Here is a 15,107-nt window from a genome sequence, read left to right on the forward strand (position 1 = left end):
GCTTGGCTTGTGATTCAACTCGGCCAATATCCTGCCCCCAGCCACGTCATCGCGCATGTCAGCGACACTCATCTGCTCGCCGGCGGTCGACCGCTGTATGGCGCGGTCAATACGATCGCTCACCTCGAGCAGGCACTTGCTCAACTTGAGCGCTCAACCGCGAATCCTCAAGCCATCGTGTTCACGGGAGACCTCGCCGATCTGGGCGAGCCCGACGCTTACGTGCGTTTGCGTGCGATCGTCGAGCCGGCAGCGAAACGCATGAACGCGGAGATCATTTGGGTGATGGGTAATCACGACGAGCGCGCCCAGTACTCATCGCTGCTGTTCGACGAAAAATCGGATGCCCCACAAGACCGGGTCTACATGATTGACGGATTGCGCATCATCTCTTTCGACACCACGGTGCCCGGCTACCACCACGGCGAGATCGGCGACGAACAGCTGGAGTGGCTGCGCAACGAACTGGCCACCCCGGCGCCGCACGGCACGCTTCTGGCGGTGCATCATCCGCCCATCCCTACCCCGATGTTGGAGGCGATGGGGATGCTTGAGCTGCAGGGTCAAGACCGGCTCGCGGAGGTGCTGCAGGGCAGCGACGTTCGCGCGATTTTAGGCGGCCATTTGCACTACTCCACGCACTCAACTTTCGCGGGGATCCCCGTTTCGGTCGCTTCGGCGACCTGTTACACCCTCGACCTCAGTGCCCATGAACGACTGCTTTCCGGAGTCGACTACGGGCAGTCGGTCAACGTTGTGCACGTTTACGAGAAACAGACCGTGCACTCGATCATTCCGGTCGGCGACACCACGGAGATCACGGGCCACTCTGCTGAAGCGTGGGCGCAAGTCGAAGCGATGACGCCCGAGCAGCGCCTCGAGACGTTCTCAGCCAAAAACTCCACGTTCAATGCGGCAGAAGTGGCGGCCTCCGACTAGTTCGGGCTTGCTGCACGCTTCTCGCTCGCATCGCGTGTGCACGAAGCATCCAGTGCGCCGTGAAATCATTGAATTATGACTTTGGGCTCAATAAACACCGCACCCACATCTCGAATCGAACAAGAGCAGCGGGAGATTTCCCCCGAGTTCATCACGGACACGATTCGGGTGCTCACGAGCCACGAGTCGATTCGCAGCTTTGAGCCGACGCCGATTGCGGCGGAAGCGCTGGAAGCAATCTTGGTGTCTGCGCGCAGCGCCCCGACATCATCTAACTTGCAGGCGTTCAGCATCATCGTCGTTGAGGATGCAGAGCGCCGTGCTCGCCTGGCTCACCTAGTTGGCGACCAGCGCTACGTCGCTGAAGCCCCTGTCATGCTGATCTTCTGCGCCGATGTGTCCCGTTTTCACTACCTAGCTGAGCGACAGGGGCACACATTCGACGCTGACAACCTCGAAATGTTCCTCATGGCATCCGTCGATGCCGCTCTCGCGCTTGAGAACGCGCTAGTCGCCGCCGAGTCGCTCGGGCTTGGCGCTGTTCCTATCGGTTCGGTGCGCAATCAGCCTTCGGCGATTGCCGACGAGTTGGGCCTGCCCCAGGGAGTCTTTGCCGTCGCTGGTCTCACTCTCGGTCATCCGCGGGAGGGAGTGCGTCGGGGAACAAAGCCGCGTTTGTCGAGCGAGGCCGTTGTGCACCGGGAACAGTATTCAGGTGACGACATCGAGAAGCACGTCAGCGAGTACGACGACGTCATGATCGCTAACGGTCTCTACTCGGGCCGTCAGGTCACCAGCGCAGGCGTGCAAATTCCTGATTCGGAATATGGTTGGGCCGAGCACACCGCCCGCCGCACCAGCAAGCCGGAGGGCGTAACGGGGCCGTCGGTTGCGATGCGCGACCACCTCAAAGACGAAGTCGAAGCGCGCGGTTTCAGGATCCGTTAGCGCTAGCGCCACGACTTGCGCGCGCGACGAAGACCATGATTAGTGGTTGCGTGACCTTCATCAGAGCCCAGATGAGTTTGTAGCGCACGCTAGGCACAGAGACGGCGCGACCGCGTGCCGCTGAGCGCAGGGCGGAGCGAACCACGAAACCCGCGTCGAGCCACATCCACTTCGGTGCCATGTCGGCGCGCTCAATGCCGAGTCGAGCGTGGAATTCGGTGCGCACAAAACCCGGGGCCACCGCGGTGAATGTCACCCCGCGATGGCGGTACTGGGCGTTCGCCCACCGGCTGAAGCTCAGCGGCCACGTCTTCGCGGCGCTATAGAGCCCGAGCGGGGCGCCCGCAGCGATGCTGGCGACAGTAAGTACGGTGCCGGATCCTCGGCTGAGCATGCCGCCGAGCACTGCGTGGCTGAGGCGGAGGGGCACGGTGGCGAGGATCTCCAGCATCCGCTCTTCGTCGTCGATGGAGTTCGATTCAAACTCTTGCGCTAATCCGTAGCCGGCGTTGTTCACCAGATAGCTGATGGGGGCATCCGCCGAGTGCAAACGCTGCTCGACAATCGCCCGCTCATCGACATTGGTGAGATCGGCCTTCAGCACTTCGGCGGTGACGCCATAGCGTGAGCGCAGGTCGGCTGCGACAGCCTCAAGCCTGGCTAGATCTCGCGCCACCAGAACAATGTTGTACCCACCAGAAGCGAGTTGATGGGCGAACTCCGCCCCGAGGCCGGAGGTCGCTCCTGTGACGAGTGCGGTGCCGCGGGCCGTGCTGGCAGAGGAGCGTGAAGGCTGAATGGTCATCCCGAAACGCTATCGCGTCGAGCCCCATTGTCGTCAGCATGCCGCACGATAGAGGGGTGAACCTGCCCCGCCTTGTGGATACGTTCGTCGAGTACCTCTCGGCAGACCGTGGCTTCAGCGTGCACACGATTCGTTCCTACCGTTCTGATCTCACTAACCTCGTCACCTTCGCGGCAGACCGGTTGGTGACAGAGCCCGCTGATCTCGATCTCGAACTCTTGCGCGAGTGGTTGTGGCAGTCCTCCCAAGAAGGGCTCGCAAAAGCTACGTTGGCGCGCCGGGCGGCAGCCTCGCGGGCGTTCAGCGCGTGGTTGGCCCAGAATAATTACACCGAGTTGGATGCCGCGGCTCGTCTTAAAGCGCCGAAGGCCGACCGGCACTTGCCTCGGGTTCTCAATCGCGATCAGATGTCCGAGATGTTGCAGAGTGTCGAGTCGCGGGCGTCCACGGCGGATCCAGTAGCGCTGCGGGACAGGGCCATTGTCGAGCTCCTCTATGCCTCGGCGTTGCGGGTGAGCGAGCTTGTGGGGCTCAGTGCGAATGACGTGGATGATTCCCGGCTCACGGTGCGCGTGATGGGTAAGGGATCGAAGGAGCGGGTGGTTCCGTTTGGAATTCCGGCTCAACGCGCGATCGCCGATTATCTCGAGCGTGGCCGACCTCAGCTCACCGCTGAAATCGGGGGAGCGGCACCGCTATTTGTGGGTGCCCGTGGCAAACGCGTCAGTGCGCGCATGGTGTACGAAGTGATCGCCCATTTGCTCGCCGACGTTCCTGGTTCGGGCGGATCCGGGCCGCACACGTTGAGACATACCGCTGCAACTCACCTCTTGGATGGCGGCGCCGATCTACGGGCGGTGCAGGAGCTTTTGGGGCATGCCAGTCTGGGCACTACCCAGCTATACACCCATGTCTCGACGGAGCGTTTGCGCGAAAGCTACCGCACCGCGCATCCCCGCGCCTAAGCATTCGGCCTCGACGGCCAGCGGCCAGACTTCTGGTATCGCTCAGCCCATGAGCGGGCTGTCGCCCACGTGGGTTTCTGGTTTCCACGACGTGCGGCGCGGGCCTGGCGGGTCAATCTTGGGTGGCGCGACTGCTGGCTTGGGGGAGGGAACGTCAGTGGGCTCCGGGAGCTGCGCGCGATAGATAGAGACGACCTGATCGAGGTATCGCTCGATGACGTCTTTCTCGTTGTCGTCGAAGTTATCGAGCACGCGGTCAATGCCCATAATCATGGGCATTAGCGTGGCCATTGCTGTCGCGACCGAACTCGGGTTGGGCACGACAACGACGCTTCTGCGGTCGGTGGGATGTTGTTCCCGCGTCACATGGCCGACGTTGATGAGTCGGTCGATAGAGGCGGTCACGGCTGGCGTCGAGATATTGAGGCGACGAGACAGCTCAGTCGGTGGCAGCGGCCCGCTCATGATCAGGTGGTTCATCGCTTCGAGGTCGGTCGGGTTGACCGAGAGGGTTCGGCCGACGTGTTCCTCGAACTCTTCACTGATATCGAGGATGTCGCGCAACAGCTGGGTGGGGCGTCGCGCGTCGGGACGCTCCGGAGGGGATTCGGTGTGTTGCATGCCGCTCACTTTACCGCTATGTTTCTAACTTGTCTAATATCTAGTTAATCGAAGTACTTTTCTTCAGAAGGAGAGCGATGTCTCGCCTCAGGACATTCATCACCGCCCGGCGCACTTCGTGGATCGTATTGGTCGCCGCCTTTCTCGCGGCGGGCGCAATATTCGCTGCAGGTTCGGGCAACGAAGAGGGCGCCCTTCCCGGCGTCGGTCTTCCGGAGTCAGCCGAATCGGCACAGGCCGCCGCTGCAGCAGAAGACCTCCCTGGGGCTGACTCCACGGTTGCTCTTCTCGTCTTCACGCGTGACGGTGATGCACTCACCGACGGCGACACCGCTGCCATCACCGAGGCGGCTGGCACGCTGAGCGACCTCTCGGCCGAGGGATTCGTTCCACCACCAACGTTCTCCGACGACGGCACGACCGCGATCGTCACGGTTCCGCTCGACTCCCTCTCCGAAGCTGGCGAACAAGCCGAGCGCGCGGATGAGATTCGCGAGGAAGCCAACGCTGACCTTCCGAGTGGCCTCACTGCATTGCTCAGTGGTCCCGAAGGATTTGCCGTCGACATCGCCGCCGTCTTTGAAGGTGCTGACTTCACCCTTCTCATCACCACCGTGATTGTTGTCGCAGTGCTCCTGCTCGTGACGTACCGCAGCCCCTGGTTGTGGCTTGTCCCGCTCATTGTCGTCGGTACTGCCGACGGTCTTGCCGGAATCGTCGCGGCTCGTGTCGCCGCGCTCGCTGGCATCCCCTTGGATGCCTCGGTCACGGGAATTCTCTCGGTGCTGGTCTTCGGTGCCGGAACCAACTACGCGCTGCTGCTCATCGCCCGTTACCGTGACGAATTACGCTTGGAAGAAGATCGTCGCGAGGCGATGTCGCGAGCACTGCGCGGAGCGGGCCCGGCGATCATCGCCAGCGGCAGCACAGTGGTGCTCGCCCTCCTCACGCTGGTATTCGCTGAGTTGCAGGGCAACCGTGCGCTCGGCATCGCGTGTGCCACGGGTGTCGTTATCGCCATGATCTTCGCGCTCGTCGTCTTGCCGGCGGCTCTCGTCTTGTTCGGTCGCGGTCTCTTCTGGCCGTACATCCCCAAGTTCGGCACTGAAGGCAGCGCAGAACGCGGTGTCTGGCACAAGCTGGGCGTTTTGGTCTCCAAGAAGCCCGTTGCCGTTGCCATTCTGGGCGCGATCGTGCTTGGCGCGCTCTCCTTGGGCGTTCCGCAAATCAAGATTGGTCTCTCCCAGACCGAGAGCTTTACGCAGGTTCCCGAAGCGGTTCAGGGCCAAGAACTTATTGCTGACGCCTTTCCTGCTGGCAGCGGTTCTCCGGCATCCGTCATTGTGAACTCTGACTATGCCGCTGAGGCTGCCCAAGCGGCCGAGGGCGTCGAGGGTGTGGACGCGGTCAGCATCGGCGAAAGCACGTCGACGATTACGCAGATCAGCGTGGTGTTGGATGACGCAGCCGAAACTGAGGGCTCGTTCGCCGCTATTGAGGCTCTCCGCGCTGAACTGTCCAGCATCGACGGTGCTGATGCGCTCGTCGGCGGGTTGGATGCGCAGGCTCTCGACGTGCAGCGCGCCCAGCAGCATGACCAAGATCTGGTGATCCCGCTCATCTTGGGCCTGGTCTTCATCGTGCTGGTGCTGCTCTTGCGTTCGCTTGTTGCTCCGATTCTGTTGCTGCTCACGGTGCTTGCTTCGTTCTTTGCGAGTTTGGGTGCCAGTTGGTTGCTATTCCAGTCGGTCTTCGGATTCCCGGCTATCGACACCAACGTGGTGCTGTTTAGCTTCCTCTTCCTCGTGGCGCTAGGTGTGGATTACAACATCTTCTTGGTCACCCGGGCTCGAGAAGAAGCTGTCGAACACGGCACACGCCAGGGGATGATTCGCGCGCTCTCCTCGACCGGCGGCGTCATCACTAGTGCGGGTATTTTGCTCGCCGCCGTGTTTGCGGTGCTGGGTGTTTTGCCGCTCATCACGCTCACGCAGATCGGAATCATCGTCTGCATCGGTGTGCTGCTCGACACGCTGCTGGTTCGCACCGTGATCGTGCCGTCGCTCGCGTTCATGCTTGGCGAGAAGTTCTGGTGGCCGGGTCGCGTGATTTCGGTTGGTGCAGAAGTTCGCACCCCGAAGCGTGGCGCTGCCGAGCACGTGCGCGAGCACGCTCCCGCTCACGCCGAAGATCACGCTCCGAAGCACGCGGAGGATGAGCGCTCGCCGAAACACAGCATCGACGCTTAGTCGACGCACAACTCGGATGCTCGCCCTAGTCGAGCCCGCAGGCGCTCTGCGCTCGGGCTCGACTAGGGCTTTCGTGTGGGCAGCAGTATCGCCCGCGGTATCGCTCCGAGGTAATTGAGCGGCGACACGTACTCGCCATCGAGCCGCACGCCAAAGTGGATGCACGCGACCGAACAGTGTCCGGGCTGCAGCTCGCCAATCACCTCTCCCTGCTTCACGGAGTCACCGCGGGCCAGCGTGGTGGTGACGGGCTCGTAGCTTGTGATGAGTCCGCCAGGGTGGCGCAGCGACAACACCGGGCGGTCCACCACGACTCCGGCGAAGTGCACGACACCCGCGGAGGGAGCTCGCACCTCAGTCGTGGTGCCAGCGCCAATGTCGATTCCACGATGTCCCGCCGAATACGCCGTCTCCGGCGCGATATAGGGGCGGATGATCGGATGCGGTATCGCCACTGGCCAATCCCACTCGGTGGTCGTGGTCGCGTGCGCGCTCGCGCCGGTGACCGCCACCACGAGGAGCGCAAGAATCATGGATGCAGGGGTTCGAAACATCCATTCAGAGTGCTCGTCTGCCCTTCCTTATAGCGGCCGAAATAGACATCAGGGGAAACCTGTTCCCTGTGATGCTGTTGTGGGGGAGCGATGGTATGATTTTGGCAGCACCGCGTGTATTCGCGGTGACTACGCGTGCCCCGTTGCAGTACAACTACCGCAGCACACGGCCGCTATCTCCACTCAGTCCCCTCTCGTGCACCATTGCGCTGGGGGCGGAGGTATGCCCGGGCACTAGGATTCGCGCCAACCGGTCGCGAGTATTAACTGAGAAGGCCATTGCCGCCACGCGCGCCAGTGAGCCAGAAAAGGAGAACGGCCATGGCCGTCGTAACCATCCGCCAGCTGCTCGACAGCGGCGTACACTTCGGACACCAGACTCGTCGTTGGAACCCGAAAATGAAGCGCTTTATTCTGACCGAGCGCTCGGGCAGCCACATCATCGACTTGCAGCAGTCGCTTGGTTACATCGACGCTGTCTATGACTACGTCAAGGAGACGGTCGCCCACGGCGGAACCATCCTCTTCGTCGGTACCAAGAAGCAGGCACAGGGAACGATCGCTGAGCAGGCACTGCGCGTAGGCCAGCCCTACGTCAACCAGCGCTGGCTCGGTGGACTCCTCACCAACTTCCAGACAGTTTCCAAGCGTCTTGCACGCATGAAGGAACTCGAAGAGGTCGACTTCGATGACACCACACGTGGTTTCACCAAGAAGGAACTGCTCATTCAGAAGCGCGAGCTTGTGAAACTGCAGAAGAGCCTCGGCGGTATCCGTAACCTCACGAAGACCCCTTCGGCCATCTGGATCGTTGACACCAAGAAGGAGCACCTCGCCATTGACGAGGCTCACAAGCTTGGTATCCCCGTCATCGCCATCCTCGACACCAACTGCGACCCCGACGACGTTGCGTACCCGATCCCGGGTAACGACGACGCCATCCGCTCGGTTGGTCTCCTCACGCGCATCGTTGCTGACGCTGCTGCTGAGGGCCTCATTCAGCGTCACCAGAAGCCAGAAGAGGGCAAAGAAGTAGAGCCCATGGCTGCTTGGGAAGCAGAGCTTCTCGGCCAGGCTGACGCGGATGCCGCTGCAGCTAAGACCGAAGAGCCCAAGGCCGAAGAGCCCAAGGCTGAAGAGCCCAAGGCTGAAGAAGCTAAGGCTGAAGAGCCCAAGGCTGAAGAAGCTAAGGCTGAAGAGCCTGCCAAGGCAGAGGCAAAGGCTGAGAAGGCCGCCGCTAAGCCCGCAGCAAAGAAGACCCCCGCGAAGGCTGCAGACGCAGCTGACGACAAGAAGTAAGGATTCGAACAATGGCAGACTTCAGCCTCGAAGACCTCAAGACCCTGCGCGAGCGCCTCGGCACCGGCATGGTTGAAACCAAGAACGCTCTCGTTGAGGCGGGCGGTGACCTCGAAAAGGCCACCGAGCTCCTGCGTCTGCGCGGTGCCAAGAGCAACGCAAAGCGTTCTGACCGTTCCACCAGCGAAGGCCTCATCGCCGCGAAGACCGCTGGCGGAGCAACCACCATCATCGAGCTCGCCTGCGAGACCGACTTCGTTGCAAAGGGTGACAAGTTCGTTGCTCTCGGCGAGGCCGTTGCTACCGCAGTTGCTGAGTCCGGCGCGTCGACCGTAGAAGAGGGCCTCGCGGCCCCCGCTGGGTCGTCGACTGTCGAACAGCTCATCAACGATGAGGCTGCGATTCTCGGTGAGAAGTTCGAACTGCGTCGCCTGACCAAGGTAGAGGGTGACTCGTTCGAGGTCTACATGCACCGCACCAACAAGGACCTGCCTCCGCAGGTCGGCGTTGTTGTCGCATACACGGGTGACGATGCAGAGACCGCTCGCGGAATCGCGCAGCACATCTCGTTCGCTGCTCCGACCTACCTTTCGCGTGAAGACGTTCCGGCAGATGATGTCGAGAATGAGCGTCGTATCGTTGAAGAGATCAGTCGCGGAGAGGGCAAGCCTGACGCTGCTCTGCCCAAGATCGTTGAAGGCCGTCTCGGCGCGTTCTTCAAGCAGGTTGCCCTGCTTGACCAGGACTACGCTCGTGACAACAAGGTTTCGGTCGCCAAGGTTGCCGCTGACGCGGGCATCACCATCACTGGTTTTGCACGCTTCAAGGTAGGCGCCTAACACGCATATCGATGAAGGCCCGAGGCTCTATTGCCTCGGGCCTTTGTTGTGTGCCGCCGCGGATCAGGCGGCCCGGCACGGTCATTGCGGCGAATGTGCTGTGCGCCCGTGCTGAACTCTCCGCAACGCAATACCCTGTAATAGAGAACCGCTAGGGAAAGAAGACGATGACAATTCAACGCAAACGCCGAGTGCTGCTAAAACTGTCGGGAGAAGCATTCGGTGGTGGGCAGTTGGGCGTTAACCCCGATGTTGTCTCGGCCCTCGCTAAAGAAATTGCTGCTGCTGCGGCTGACGTGGAGATCGCTATCGTCGTTGGTGGCGGCAACTTCTTCCGCGGTGCTGAGCTCAGCCAGCGTGGAATGGATCGTGGCCGCGCCGACTACATGGGCATGTTGGGCACCGTCATGAATGCCCTTGCCCTTCAAGACTTCCTCGAGCAGGCCGGTACGGCTACGCGCGTGCAGTCCGCTATCGCTATGACGCAGGTCGCAGAACCCTATATTCCGTTGCGCGCTGAACGTCATCTCGAGAAGGGCCGAGTTGTTATCTTCGGTGCCGGTGCAGGCTTGCCGTACTTCTCCACCGACACTGTTGCAGCTCAGCGTGCCCTCGAGATCGGCGCCGAAGAAGTGCTCGTTGCTAAGAACGGCGTTGACGGCGTGTACGACGCTGACCCCCGCAGCAATCCGGATGCACGCAAGCTTGAATCAATCAGCTTTCAGGATGCGCTCGTGCAGGGCCTCAAGGTCGTCGATTCGACCGCGTTTAGCCTGTGCATGGACAATGCGATGCCGATGCTCGTGTTCGGCATGGAGCCAGCAGGAAACCTCACGCGCGCTATCGTGGGAGAGCAAATCGGCACTCGCGTGCACGGATAGCGTTCAGCGCACCAATTCCCGCCCCACCCAAACGATTTCCGAGTGCCGCACCGCAGTTGTTCATGCCTCTGCACGCTAAACTCGGGTGAGACCCAGAGGAGTGCCCCCGTGATCAGTGATGTTCTAGCCGAGGCTAGCGAAAAGATGAACAAGGCAGTAGAAGCTGCCAAAGATGACTTCGGCACGGTTCGTACCGGCCGCGCTAACCCGGCGTTGTTCCAAAAGGTCCTTGTGGACTACTACGGAACCCCCACACCGTTGCAGCAGCTTGCGTCCATGGTGAACCAAGAGGCTCGTACTCTCTTGATCACCCCGTTCGACAAGTCCGCGCTCAAAGACATTGAGAAGGCAATCGCAGGCGCTCACCACCTCGGTGCCAGCGTCGGCAACGATGGCAATGTCATCCGTGCCACGCTGCCGGAACTTACCGAAGAACGCCGCAAGGAGTTCGTCAAGGTTGTGCGCGACAAGGCTGAGCAGGCTCGTGTCTCGCTTCGCAACGTGCGCCGTAAGGCGAAAGACGACCTTGAAGCACTGACTGAGGTCGGCGAAGATGAGGTCGCGCGCGCTGAGAAAGAACTAGAAGCGAGCACGAAGGCTCACGTCGACACAATCGACGACGCCCTCAAGCGTAAAGAAGCTGAACTGCTCGAGGTCTAATGGTCTCCGAATTCGAAGCTCACGTTAGAGCTACAAACGACAAGATTAACGCCCGCACGGGGCGTCCTTTGGCGATGGCTCTCACTGTGGGGCTGGGCCTTGGTCTTGCATTGTTGTTCAGCCTGATCTTTGTCAAAGAGCTGTACATGCTCTTTGCCGGCGTGCTGGTTGCCTTCACGGCATTCGAGCTTGCCAGCGCGCTTCGTTTTGCGGGCCTCAAGATTCCGCGAGTGGCAGCCGTCATCGCGGCGGTTGCTGTTGTTCCCGCGTCGTTCTATTGGCAGGCTGAAGGCCAGTGGTTTGTCACGCTCGGTGGCATTGTGTTCGTGTGGCTGTGGCGACTCGTTGAAGTAGTCGTGATGCCGAGTCACCGTGGCTCGGTGCGGTCGATCATGCGCGACCTTGGCGCCGGCGTCTTCGTGATGTTGTACGTCGCGTTCTTGGCAAGCTTCACGGTGCTGCTAACTGCTCAAGACGGCGGTCAGTGGTGGACGCTTGCAATGTTGATCGTTGTTGTTGTCAGTGACATCGGGGCGTATGCGAGCGGGCTTTCGTTTGGTAAACATAAGATGGCTCCCACCATCAGCCCCGGAAAAACCTGGGAAGGGTTTGCCGGAGCAGCGCTTTCGGCGATCACCGCTGGCATTCTGCTTGCCCTCTTCATGATCGATCAGCCCTGGTGGGTTGGACTCATCTTTGGTCTCGTTATCTTGGGTACCGCCACCATGGGAGATCTAGCGGAGTCACTCATTAAGCGTGACCTCGGGATCAAAGACATTAGTACCTGGCTTCCGGGCCACGGCGGCTTCTTGGATCGTGTAGATTCGTCGCTTTTGTCCGCCGCGGCGGGCTATGCACTCTTTCTTATCTTCTCGTAAGGCACAATAGAACCGTGAGCACCACATTTCCTCGTAGCCGAAAGTCAAAGCTCGGGTACAACGTCGACCAGGTCGAGGACTTCCTCGAGGAGGCGCGTCGTGCCTACACCGCCGATCGCGGTGACTCGTCTGTCGTGTCGTCTCGCACCATCCGCAAGCTAGCTTTTGCGATGCAAAAGGGTGGATATTCGCCGGTACACGTTGACTCCGCGTTGGAGCGCCTTGAAGACGCTTTTGCCGCTCGCGAGCGTGACCGTGCGATTTCAGAGCTGGGGGAGACCGCCTGGTACGCCAAGGCTCGCTCTGAGGCCCAAGAGATTCTCAATCGTCTTGCCCGACGGGATGGCAAGAAGTTTGCCCGCACAAGTTCGTTCACGATCGGCTACTCGATCAAAGATGTGGATGCCTTCGCGCAAGAGCTTGCGGACTACTTCCAGCACGGTGCCCCGCTCACGATCGATCGCGTGCGCACGGCGGCATTCCGAAGCGCCAAGGGCGGCTACCGCGAAGCACAGGTCGACTACTTGATCGACTCTGTTATCGACGTCATGCTTGCCGTTCGATAATTCCCTCTGTTTTTTCAGGTCTGTCCGTTAGCATCGGTTTACTTTGTTTATTAAATCTCATGCGGCAATCCTCCGCGCTCAGGCCAAGAGTCAGGGCGCGGATCTTTCTGGGCGCCACACCCGTGTCTCTTGGAGCCTGCCTATCTTTGCTTCTACCGTGAGCTTGGGCTTCATCGCGACGCTCATGATGGCTGTGCCCACTCCCGCCAGCACTGTCTCGGCGGCGCAGGTTCCTCTGAGCACCGTGCAGCGCGCAGAAGTGCAGTCGATCACGGTTGCCGAAGGTTTTGTTAATGAAGTCGAGCGCGACAAACTCACGATCAAGGAGCTCGTCGTTGAGCCTGTCGTGGTCGCCGCTCCCGCAGCACCGGCAGTGGGAACGCCTGACCCCGGCACAGCGCAGGCTGTTGCCTTGTCCATGCTGACAGCCCGTGGTTTGGGCTCGGGGGAGTACAGCTGCCTCGTTAGCTTGTGGAACCGTGAATCTGGCTGGAATGTGTACGCGCAGAATGCCTCCAGTGGCGCCTATGGCATCCCGCAGGCGCTTCCCGGTAGCAAGATGGCTACTGCCGGTGCCGACTGGGCTACAAACCCGGCAACTCAGATTGCCTGGGGCTTGAGCTACATCGAGGGCCGTTACGGAACCCCGTGTGGCGCGTGGGCTTATTCAGAGTCCAATGGCTGGTACTAGATCGCCTCGCATCTCCGCATAAGCTTGAGCTATGCCTCGTTCTAATCGCCCCCGCGGGCGGCGTCGCCCCGACGATGACGACAATGGCGACCTCAGGCAGGCACTGTTCGGCTCTCGCCGCACCGAAGTGAAGCGTGACGGCGAGTGGAACGTTCAGCCTGTATCGCCCGCTAACGCCGTCAAGAGCTACACCTGCCCCGGATGCTCGCAGACGATCACTTCGGGCACTGCGCACACCGTCACGTGGCGCGCTGACGGCATCATGGGATCGGCAGACGACCTCGCCGCGCGCCGCCACTGGCATCAGCACTGCTGGAAGATCAGATTGTGAGTCAAACCTCCGTGAACACAACCCCCGCAAGCGAACCCATTCGAGGTGCCACCGAGCTCCCGGCGGTGCGTGAGAACATCGAGTTGCACACTGACGACGGTTTCACTTTGGTGGGGGAGTTGTCTTTGCCTGAGTCGGGCCATATCGCTGCCACCCTGGTCACGCTTCACCCCTTGCCGACGGCCGGTGGGTTCATGGATTCCCACATCATCCGCAAGGCTGCCGCTCGATTGCCGGCGCTGGCCGACATCGCAGTGCTGCGCTTCAACTTTCGCGGCGTGACCTCTCCACGGGGAACTTCGGAGGGATCATTCGGCGAGGGCGAACTCGAAGCGCATGACCTCGCCGCGGCTATGGACTTCGTGCGCGAGCGTGGGCTTCCCAACGTGTGGCTGCTCGGATGGTCGTTTGGCACCGAAGTCACGCTCAAGTATGGGTTGCAGCATCCGATTACGGGCGCCATTTTGCTTTCCCCGCCGCTGCATCGAGCGACGGCGGATGATGTAGCCGCGTGGGCAGCAACTGAGCGTCGCTTGGTCGCGGTGATTCCCGAACTCGATGACTACTTGCGGCCCGAAGAAGCCGCGCAGCGTTTTGCCTCGGTGCCGGAGCTGGAGTTCGTCGCCGTCGAGGGTGGCAAGCACCTGTGGGTGGGGGAGACACAGACCTATCGCGTGCTCAGCGAGGTTGTGGCGCGTCTCAACCCTGTGGCGCTTCCCTTGCCGCGCACGTGGCCGCCCGAGGCCACACCGGCGCTGTGATCCCTCGTCGCTAGAGGTCTGCTTGGCGTGGCACGACAACTTGCTGAACAATCAGCAGAATTGCGGCGGCCACGGGGATGGCGATAAGCGCCCCCAAGATACCGAGCAGTGTTCCGCCGGCGAGAGCTGCAATCACCACGAGGGCACCGGGAATCTTGACGGCTTTGTTCATGATGCGAGGGTTGAGCAGATAGGCCTCAACCTGCATGTAGATCAGGTAGTAGATTCCGACGGCGATCACGCTGGGTGGGCCGTTGAACAGCAGCACGAGCAAGGTGATCACGATGGAGCCGCTGAGCGTTCCCACCAGAGGGATGAGCGACCCGACGAAGGCGATGAAGGCCAGCAACGCTGAGTACTTCACGGGAAGCCCGAATGCCGGGAAAATCAGAGTCAGGACCAGGAACGAGAGCACGCCGTTGACGAGGGCGAGTGAGCCCTGGCCGATGACGTAGCGACCAACTGCAGCGCTGACTTGTTCAGCGAGGTCGATGAACTTCGCGCGCTTTGTCGCGGGCACGAGTTGGTACAGGCCGCCCTTGATGTTGTTGAGCGACGATACGAAGTAAATCGTGAGGATAAGCACGATGATGGCGCCGGTAATCCCCGTGGCGATACCGATTCCGACGGCAAACACTCCGCCACCGATCGTGGTGAAGTCGAGGTCTGCGATCCAGACGTTGAAGCCGTCAAGCAGATCTTGCACGTTGAGCCACGGGAACGCTGTCTCAACGCTCTCTCGAACGGTTCCGTCGAAGAAGGCTGTGACGAGTCGCGGAATGGCTTCCGATGCATTTCTGACCTGCTCGGCAATAACAGGAACGATCGCAAAAATGAGACCCGTGAAAACGCCGAGTACACCCACCAGCACCGTAAGGATGGCGGTCCACCGTGGAAACTTTTTAGTCTCGAGCCACGTGACGACCGGGTCGAGGCCGAGCGCTAGAAAGAGTGCAGCCCCCACGTAGGTGAGGATCGTCGCGAGCGAAATGACTGTCTGGCCGATTCCGACCGCGACAAGAACCCCTAGACCGCCGAGAAGTCCGAGGCGGAATGGATTGAGGATCTTCATTGCATGGCTCCGTTCGGCCTAACGCAACTGTGTCAGGCTGAGCGTAAT

17 protein-coding genes are annotated in these 15,107 nt (G+C 60.8%); 13 read left to right on the plus strand and 4 right to left on the minus strand.

Annotated elements, in window-relative coordinates; translation table 11 throughout:
* Positions 1-9: 9 nt before the first annotated feature.
* Together I6E74_RS06325 and I6E74_RS06330 are read left to right on the plus strand one after the other, a co-directional pair.
* Complete coding sequence (locus tag I6E74_RS06325; RefSeq protein WP_197124064.1) at positions 10-939, plus strand: phosphodiesterase; 930 nt, start codon at positions 10-12, stop codon at positions 937-939.
* A gap of 75 nt (positions 940-1,014) precedes the next feature.
* Positions 1,015-1,887 carry an NADPH-dependent oxidoreductase gene (locus I6E74_RS06330; RefSeq protein ID WP_197124066.1) on the plus strand — a complete coding sequence of 291 codons (873 nt, stop codon included), beginning with the start codon at positions 1,015-1,017 and terminating at the stop codon, positions 1,885-1,887.
* On the opposite strand, the gene I6E74_RS06335 is transcribed toward I6E74_RS06330, so the two are convergent.
* Positions 1,874-2,692, minus strand: a complete 819-nt coding sequence (locus tag I6E74_RS06335; RefSeq protein WP_197124068.1) for an SDR family oxidoreductase — start codon at positions 2,690-2,692, stop codon at positions 1,874-1,876. The genes I6E74_RS06330 and I6E74_RS06335 overlap by 14 nt on opposite strands.
* A 56-nt stretch (positions 2,693-2,748) precedes the next feature.
* On the opposite strand from I6E74_RS06335, the gene I6E74_RS06340 reads away from it, so the two are divergent.
* Positions 2,749-3,657 carry a tyrosine recombinase XerC gene (locus I6E74_RS06340; RefSeq protein WP_307784402.1) on the plus strand — a complete coding sequence of 303 codons (909 nt, stop codon included), beginning with the start codon at positions 2,749-2,751 and terminating at the stop codon, positions 3,655-3,657.
* A 42-nt stretch (positions 3,658-3,699) separates the two neighbouring features.
* Here the strand turns inward: I6E74_RS06340 and I6E74_RS06345 are convergent, their stop codons facing one another.
* Positions 3,700-4,278: a MarR family winged helix-turn-helix transcriptional regulator gene (locus I6E74_RS06345; protein WP_197124072.1), complete on the minus strand. Its 579-nt coding sequence runs from the start codon at positions 4,276-4,278 to the stop codon at positions 3,700-3,702.
* A gap of 77 nt (positions 4,279-4,355) precedes the next feature.
* Here I6E74_RS06345 and I6E74_RS06350 point away from each other — a divergent pair, with 77 nt between their 5' ends.
* Entirely contained in the window at positions 4,356-6,527 is a 2,172-nt protein-coding gene (locus tag I6E74_RS06350; protein WP_231604818.1) for an MMPL family transporter, read from the plus strand.
* Between the two features lie 62 nt (positions 6,528-6,589).
* Here the strand turns inward: I6E74_RS06350 and I6E74_RS06355 are convergent, their stop codons facing one another.
* Positions 6,590-7,081, minus strand: coding sequence for a M23 family metallopeptidase (locus I6E74_RS06355; RefSeq protein WP_197124074.1), 492 nt, complete (start codon positions 7,079-7,081; stop codon positions 6,590-6,592).
* A gap of 321 nt (positions 7,082-7,402) precedes the next feature.
* On the opposite strand from I6E74_RS06355, the gene rpsB reads away from it, so the two are divergent.
* The 9 genes from rpsB (at position 7,403) to I6E74_RS06400 (ending at position 13,987) form a co-directional block, all read left to right on the plus strand.
* On the plus strand, positions 7,403-8,380 hold the full coding sequence (rpsB, locus tag I6E74_RS06360) for a 30S ribosomal protein S2 (RefSeq protein ID WP_197124076.1): 978 nt from the start codon (positions 7,403-7,405) through the stop codon (positions 8,378-8,380).
* Positions 8,381-8,391: 11 nt separating this feature from the next.
* A complete protein-coding gene (gene tsf, locus I6E74_RS06365) occupies positions 8,392-9,219 on the plus strand; it encodes a translation elongation factor Ts (RefSeq protein WP_197124078.1) in 828 nt (275 codons plus the stop codon).
* Positions 9,220-9,386: 167 nt separating this feature from the next.
* On the plus strand, positions 9,387-10,100 hold the full coding sequence (pyrH, locus tag I6E74_RS06370; RefSeq protein ID WP_197124080.1) for a UMP kinase: 714 nt from the start codon (positions 9,387-9,389) through the stop codon (positions 10,098-10,100).
* Positions 10,101-10,208: 108 nt separating this feature from the next.
* A complete protein-coding gene (frr, locus tag I6E74_RS06375) occupies positions 10,209-10,760 on the plus strand; it encodes a ribosome recycling factor (RefSeq protein WP_197124082.1) in 552 nt (183 codons plus the stop codon).
* 74 nt (positions 10,761-10,834) lie between these two features.
* Positions 10,835-11,638 (plus strand): phosphatidate cytidylyltransferase, encoded by an 804-nt coding sequence (locus I6E74_RS06380; RefSeq protein ID WP_231604820.1) that lies wholly within the window; start codon positions 10,835-10,837, stop codon positions 11,636-11,638.
* A gap of 14 nt (positions 11,639-11,652) precedes the next feature.
* A complete protein-coding gene (locus I6E74_RS06385; RefSeq protein ID WP_197124086.1) occupies positions 11,653-12,204 on the plus strand; it encodes a DivIVA domain-containing protein in 552 nt (183 codons plus the stop codon).
* A 43-nt stretch (positions 12,205-12,247) separates the two neighbouring features.
* Complete coding sequence (locus I6E74_RS06390; RefSeq protein ID WP_231604822.1) at positions 12,248-12,895, plus strand: lytic transglycosylase domain-containing protein; 648 nt, start codon at positions 12,248-12,250, stop codon at positions 12,893-12,895.
* 31 nt (positions 12,896-12,926) lie between these two features.
* The gene (locus I6E74_RS06395) at positions 12,927-13,226 is read left to right on the plus strand and encodes a hypothetical protein (protein WP_197124087.1); all 300 of its coding nucleotides are present in this window, start codon (positions 12,927-12,929) and stop codon (positions 13,224-13,226) included.
* An 11-nt stretch (positions 13,227-13,237) separates the two neighbouring features.
* Positions 13,238-13,987 carry an alpha/beta hydrolase gene (locus tag I6E74_RS06400; protein WP_197124089.1) on the plus strand — a complete coding sequence of 250 codons (750 nt, stop codon included), beginning with the start codon at positions 13,238-13,240 and terminating at the stop codon, positions 13,985-13,987.
* A 10-nt stretch (positions 13,988-13,997) separates the two neighbouring features.
* Here the strand turns inward: I6E74_RS06400 and I6E74_RS06405 are convergent, their stop codons facing one another.
* Positions 13,998-15,059 (minus strand): AI-2E family transporter, encoded by a 1,062-nt coding sequence (locus I6E74_RS06405; protein WP_197124092.1) that lies wholly within the window; start codon positions 15,057-15,059, stop codon positions 13,998-14,000.
* Positions 15,060-15,107 lie beyond the last annotated feature (48 nt).

Source organism: Salinibacterium sp. SWN139 (assembly GCF_015864625.1).
In the GTDB taxonomy this organism is placed as follows: Bacteria; Actinomycetota; Actinomycetes; order Actinomycetales; family Microbacteriaceae; genus Rhodoglobus.